This window comes from Burkholderia sp. Bp9004 (assembly GCF_003858025.1).
GTDB classification, from domain to species: Bacteria; Pseudomonadota; Gammaproteobacteria; order Burkholderiales; family Burkholderiaceae; genus Burkholderia; species Burkholderia diffusa.
On the sequence record NZ_QTQD01000052.1, the window covers coordinates 26,596 to 33,128 of the forward strand.

General features: G+C 62.9%; 6 protein-coding genes. 2 read left to right on the forward strand and 4 right to left on the reverse strand.

All coding sequences use genetic code 11. From position 1 onward, the window contains the following. Window positions 1-149 precede the first annotated feature (149 nt). Window positions 150-668: an Hcp family type VI secretion system effector gene (locus DIE08_RS33930; RefSeq protein ID WP_059604068.1), complete on the forward strand. Its 519-nt coding sequence runs from the start codon at window positions 150-152 to the stop codon at window positions 666-668. Between the two features lie 184 nt (window positions 669-852). After that, window positions 853-1,134 (forward strand): hypothetical protein, encoded by a 282-nt coding sequence (locus tag DIE08_RS35865; protein ID WP_185715943.1) that lies wholly within the window; start codon window positions 853-855, stop codon window positions 1,132-1,134. Between the two features lie 16 nt (window positions 1,135-1,150). Here the strand turns inward: DIE08_RS35865 and DIE08_RS33940 are convergent, their stop codons facing one another. The 4 genes from DIE08_RS33940 to DIE08_RS33955 form a co-directional block, all read right to left on the reverse strand. Then, entirely contained in the window at window positions 1,151-2,533 is a 1,383-nt protein-coding gene (locus DIE08_RS33940) for an MFS transporter (protein WP_082728985.1), read from the reverse strand. Between the two features lie 689 nt (window positions 2,534-3,222). Beyond that, window positions 3,223-4,434, reverse strand: a complete 1,212-nt coding sequence (locus DIE08_RS33945; RefSeq protein WP_124906184.1) for a M24 family metallopeptidase — start codon at window positions 4,432-4,434, stop codon at window positions 3,223-3,225. A gap of 227 nt (window positions 4,435-4,661) precedes the next feature. Then, window positions 4,662-5,678 (reverse strand): GlxA family transcriptional regulator, encoded by a 1,017-nt coding sequence (locus DIE08_RS33950; RefSeq protein WP_059604092.1) that lies wholly within the window; start codon window positions 5,676-5,678, stop codon window positions 4,662-4,664. A 154-nt stretch (window positions 5,679-5,832) separates the two neighbouring features. Further along, the coding region (locus DIE08_RS33955; RefSeq protein WP_124906186.1) for a DUF2817 domain-containing protein at window positions 5,833-6,533 on the reverse strand (701 nt) is incomplete at its 5' end.

Consider the following 6,533-nt stretch of genomic DNA (forward strand, 5'->3'; position numbering starts at 1 on the left):
GCAAGCCGAATCGAAACATAAACCATTGATTTACATATTTATTTTGTGAAATACGGCAACCTGGCACAGCGATTGCGTTGTGGTTGTTGCTATCACTGATGGCGCATCGGGCCACGGGCCTTTCATCACAAAACGGAGTAATAAAAGCTATGCCTACACCCGCCTATATCAGCATCCAGGGCAAGACCCAAGGCAACATCACCAAAGGCGCCTTCACCGCCGATTCCGTCGGCAACGTCTACCAGGAAGGCCACGAAGACCAGATCCTGGTCCAGGAAATCGAACACCTGATCGCGACGCCGACCGATCCGCAGAGCGGCCAGCCGTCCGGCCAGCGCGTGCATAAGCCGTTCACGTTCACCGCGCCGCTGAACAAAGCCACGCCGCTGCTGTACCAAGCGCTGGCCTCCGGCGAGATGCTCCCCGAAGTGGAAGTGAAGTGGTACCGCACCTCGACCGAAGGCAAGCAGGAGCACTTCTTCACCACCAAGCTCGAAGACGCCACCATCGTCAACATCAATGCCGCGCTGCCGCACGCGCAGGACCCGAGCAAGGCCGAGTACACCCAGTTGATCAAGGTCGCGATGGCGTACCGCAAGATCACCTGGACCCACGCCATCGCCGGCACGGAAGCCTCCGACGACTGGCGCAAACCGCAAGAAGGCTAAATCTGTCTAATCGCAAGGCTGGCGCATTGCCAGCCTTGTTTGACGCACAGACCGGCTGCCCACCCGAAGAACGGTCACTCGCTTCTTGCCCGCGCTTTCTGCTTCCGCAAAGCTCATTTGCCGTTCCATCGTGGTGGGCTCGTTCCGCGGGCTATCCTCTACAACGTCCTCGGCTGCGTCAGCGATGACCATCGAGATGGATAAATCAGCGTTTCCCTGGCGGAAAATCCCGACGAAGGGACTCAAGGGAAACTACGGAAAAAGCGGTCGTCGAACCGGTTCGGTTATGCAGGATCGGCGCTCAATCGCGATCGTTACCTCACCGCAATTCATCGCGGTCACGCAGGCCTGCGGCGCGCTCCGCGCGAGCGACGTCATCACGAACGCCGAGAACGCGAAGGCCGCGCAGCAGACATTCGACACTGCCACACGGCGCTTCGGTTCAAGCGGAGCGAAAACCGGCTAAACGATTCATCGCATCGTCAATCGTCCGCAAGCGGCCGCTTCGACGTCTCACTGCTCGCGAGCATCGCGATCAGCGCGATACCCGCCGCCCCAACCAGATACCATGCCGGCGCGAGCTTGTTTCCAGTCGCCCCGATCAGCCACGTCGCGACCAACGGCGCCGTCCCGCCGAACAGTGCATTCGCCGTATTGAAGCAGAACGCAAAGCCGGTGTAACGCACGCGTGTCGGGAAAATTTCCGACAGGAAGCAAGGCAAAGTCCCGTCGTTCATCGTCAGCAGCGCGCCGAACGCGATCTGGATCATCACGATCGTCACGAAGCTCGCGCCGGCCAGCCCCTTGAACAGCGGCACCGTCAGCACCGCGAACAACACCGACGCGCCGATCAGCATCGTCTTGCGCCCGACCCGATCCGAAAGCGCACCCATTAGGAAGATCAGCCCGATATACGCCGCCAGCGAAACCGTCGCCGCGATGAACGACTCGGTCTCGCCGACACCCATCTCGGTAGACAGGTAGGTCGGCATGTAGCTCAGCACGAGATAGAACGCGACGGCGTTCAGACACGTCACGCCGAACGCGATCAGCATCCTGCCGCGATGCCGCGTCAGCAGCTCGGTGGCCGGGGCCTGCGCGACATGGTGCGCGCCTTCGAGCGCCTTGAACTTCGGCGTGTCCTCGAGACGAATACGGATATAGCGTCCGACTACGCCGAACGGCGCAGCCAGCAGGAACGGCAGACGCCAGCCGAAGTCGTGCAACTGCTGCGACGTCAGCGCCGCGTGCATCACCGCGACGAACACCGACCCGAACAACAGGCCGGCCGCGGTGCTGGCCGGCACGATGCTGGTGTAGAACCCGCGCTTGCCTTCCGGCGCATACTCGGCAAGGAACGCCGACGCCCCCGCATACTCGCCCGACGCCGAAAAGCCCTGCACGACCCGCACCAGCAGCAGCAAGACCGGAGCGACCATCCCGACCTGCGCATAAGTCGGCAGGAATGCGATGAGGAAAGTCGAACACGACATGATCAGGATCGACAGCGACAGTGCGGTCCGGCGTCCGACCCTGTCGCCGAAGTGCCCCCACACCACGCCGCCCAGCGGCCGGATCACGAACGAGATCGCGAACACGCCATACGCGGCCAGCAGCCCCGTCATCGCGTCGCTCTTCGGGAAGAACACGACCGCGATGACGGTCGCGAGATACCCGTACGATGCGTAATCGAACCATTCGACGAAGTTGCCGATGAAGCTCGCACATGCGGCCCGCCTGAGCAGCCGCGTATCGGCCTCCCCGCGCGCGGACGCGCCGTCACTCGAACGGACGGCGCCACCTTGGCTCGGCAACCATGTGCCGGCCTCCGCCGACCGACCCGACATTACCTTTCTGGTACCCATGCTCAGTCTCCAAACTGAATAGTACGTTGCGGTGTCATGGCCGCCATCCGTGATTCGATCGTGCGGTGAATGCACTGCGCAGTGCCGAATCGCGACCATTCAAGCGCATGGTAGGAGTTGGAGCCCCAGGAAGATTTTCCTTTTCGACAATAGACTCTCTGAATTCGACATCGAGGGTTAACACCGCCGGCCGTCGGGCAGCACGCACGCGGCGGTAGCGATCGTGGGTCGAAAAAGTCGAAGTTATGCCGGAAGCCGGCATCGCACAAACGGCGACGCATCGCGGTGCATGAACGCGGAAGCACGTGATTGCCGGGCAGGACAGGATGCCCGTCGAGGGCCGTCGATGAAATGAGACAGGGAACGCGCGTCGACCGGCTGCCTGGCCGTCGGTGATGTGAAGCCGGGAAATCTTGGGAATGGGAAGGGTGATGCAGGATCGAGCAAACGGAACGGCGGATCGCCGTAGCTCGCAAAGACAGATGAGCGCATGCCTGCCGATTCGCGCATCGATCGGGACGGGTTCCGCGATCGGCTCGACATGCTTCGTGCAACGAAACAGCCGACGTGGACGATCCTGGCGGATCACCCTCCGTCGGCTGCATGGTTCCTTCGATGCCGCGTATACCGTCATCCGGCAATGCGACGTCCGCCGCCGCAACGGCGGACGTCGCGCATCGACATGTCGTTCACGACTTGATGATGTTGCGTTCCGGGCCGTACGGGAAGCCAGTGATGTTGGTTGCGCCGTGCTCGCCGACGACGAGGATATCGTGCTCGCGATAGCCGCCCGCGCCCGGATGGCCCTGCGGCAGCATGATCATCGGTTCCATCGACACGACCATGTTCGGTTCCAGCACGGTATCGATGTCCTCGCGCAGTTCGAGCCCCGCCTCGCGTCCGTAATAGTGCGACAACACGCCGAACGAGTGGCCGTACCCGAACGTGCGGTATTGCAGCAGCCCGTATTCCGCATAGATCTTGTTGAGCTCGAGCGCGATGTCGCTGCAGCGGACACCGGGCTTGATCAGCTTCAACCCCGCTTCGTGCACTTCGACGTTGATCTTCCACAACCGCAAATGTTCATCCGGACAATGGTCGAAGAACATCGTGCGCTCCAGTGCGGTGTAGTAGCCGGCGATCATCGAGAAGCAGTTCAGACTCAGGATGTCGCCCTTCTGCACCTTGCGCGTGGTGACGGGATTGTGCGCGCCGTCCGTGTTGATGCCGGACTGGAACCACGTCCACGTATCCATCAGCTCCGACTCGGGAAAGCGTCGCGCGATCTCGCGAACCATCGCCTGCGTGGACGCCAGCGCGACTTCGTGTTCGGGCACGCCTTCGTGCACGGCGGCAGCCAGCGCCGCGCCGCCGACATCGCAGACGTTCGCGCCATGCTTGATGAGCGCGATCTCCTCGTCGGACTTGATCATGCGCATGCGCATCGTCTGTGCGCCGATGTCGACGAACTCGACCGACGGCAGCGCCGCCTTCAGCTTCGACAGCATCTCGAGCGGCACATGGTCGAACTCGATGCCGACGCGGCCCCGATTGTCGATCTCGACCTGCAGCGCGCGGAAGAAATTGTCGCGCTGCCAGTCGGTATAGACGACGTTGTAGTCGCCGACCGTGCGCCGCCACGGCTGGCCGCCATCGATGTTCGCCGAGATCGACACGACCTTGTTCGGCGTGACGACGAGTCCGTACTTCCGGCCGAACGAACAATACAGGAAGTCCGAGTAGTAGTTGATGTTGTGATATGACGTAAACAGCGCCGCGTCGATGTTCTCGCGCGCCATCAGTTCGCGCAGCCTGCGCTGACGGTTCGCATATTCGGCATCGGAGAAGGTGTGCTTCACCTTCTCGCCATTCTCGATTCGAATCAGGTTCTCCATCTTCATGAGCTCGCTCCTCGGTAAAAGGCGTGGTGGGTGTGAGCAAATGGTAGAAGTTCGACAAATTCGAAGATTTCCGGAATGGACATCACAATCCGCGATTTGGCCATTCCGGGTTAACCACCAATCCGGCACCGCCGGTCGTGCGCGCGAGCGCGGGCCTGTCCATCGGCAGGACGATCTTCGGTACGGGAATGAATGCCGGTCGAACCCGGCAAGCGATCGCCGCCGGACTACAGCGCGTTCTGGTAGCGGCGCCGATCGGCGATCGGGGAGATCTGGAACTGTTCCTTGTAGCGCGTCGCGAAATGGGTCGTCGACGTGAATCCGGTGCGCGCGCACACCTCCTCGAGCGAGGTCGCGGTGCGGTAAAGCAGTTGCCGCGCACGCAGCAGGCGAATCTCCAGATACGCCTGCGCGGGCGACTTGCCGAGGCGATCCTGGAACCACCGCTGCAGCTGTCGCTGCGACACCTGCAAATGGACGGCGATCTCGGGCACGGAAAGCGTTTCCTCGACGTTGCTTTCCATCAGTTGCAAGGCCTCGTCCAGTTTCTCGTGCTCCGCGCCAATGTACTGGCGCAGCGACGTCTGCTGCCGATATTCGCGGCTGCGCGGCTCCGCGACCAGCAATTCGAGCACGCGCGCGGCCAGGGCCGGGCTGCCCGGTGCGGCCGCCAGCAGATGCACCATCAGGTCGAGCGGCGCGACGCCGCCGCTGCAGGTATAGCGATCGCGATCGATTTCGTAGAGGCGGGTAGACACCGTCAGTTTCGGAAACTGCTCCATCAGCACGTCCTGGTCCTCCCAATGGATCGTGCAGCGATAGCCGTTCAACAACCCGGCGCGCGCGAGGAAATAGCTGCCGGTATCGAGGCCGCCGAGCGCGGTCCCGTTGCGTGCCTGCCGACGCAACCAGTCGATGATCGCGCCGGTCCGTCGGCGCGGGATGGGATTGGGGCCGACGACGAACACCACGTCGAATGTGCCGCTGTCCGACAGCGACACGTCCGGCACGACACCGATGCCGTCGCTCGACCGGACGACCGAGTCGCCTGGCCCGATCAGTCGATAGTCGTAGACGCGCCGCCCGACGACCATGTTCGCGATCCGCAATGGATCGATCGCGGCACTCAACGCGATCAGCGAGAAGTCGTCGACCAGCAAAAAGCCGTACCGGACGATGCGAAGGTCATGAATGCCTTCACGCGATCGGGACGGCAGCGGCGGTACGGGCGGGGTTTTCGACATCGAGGGGTCACTGCCATCGGACGGATGCGGCATCATAGCGCCGGGCCTCCGGTGGCTGCAATCAACGTGCTCCGGCGGGCCGCCTCGTGACCGTCACCGCGTCACCACGCAGGCGATTCGCGCGCATGCCCGCCGATCACGCGGCACGTACGGCTCAATCTTCGCGGCGCGGCCGGATTTCCGGCAACCCGCTCAACGCACGATTCAGCACCTGCCATGTACGCACCCACGCAATCTCCCGCCAGTCGGGATCGGCCGGCAAGAACGCGTCGAATAGCGCACGCTTGATCCGCCTGCCAAGGGCATCGCGCGGATCGCCATGCAAATGCAGCCAGTGGTCGTCGCGCAGCACCGCATGCATCGGCACCGCGGAAAACGTCCCGCATTCGATCACGAGTTGTATCAGATGCGTATCGGGCAGCGCATCGAGCATCGCCTGCGACGTATAGCCGGTCGCACGCGCGGCCACGCCCGTGTCGCTCACCGCCGCATCCTGCGCCGTCAGCAGCGTATGGAGCCACGGGCCGAACAGTTTTTCGGCATCGGCGAGCGCCGGATAGCGCGACTGCGCGATCGCCATCAGCATCGGATGCCCGAACGGCCCCGCGCCGGTGTGCAGGTCGAACGCGATCGCGACCTGTGCGGGCTGCAGGTACTGCGCGACGATCTCGCGCAGCGTCCGATTCGACCACGTCGGCTGCTGTCCGCCGAAAAAGAGCCCGTCGGCGTGAACGTATTGCCCGGCCTCGAGCAACGCCAGATAGCCGGGCCAGCCGAGCAAACGCAACTGCGCGTCGAGCCGTTCATCCGCGTGCCGGCGTTCCGGGCCGTCGAAATCGCGGCACGTGTAGATCT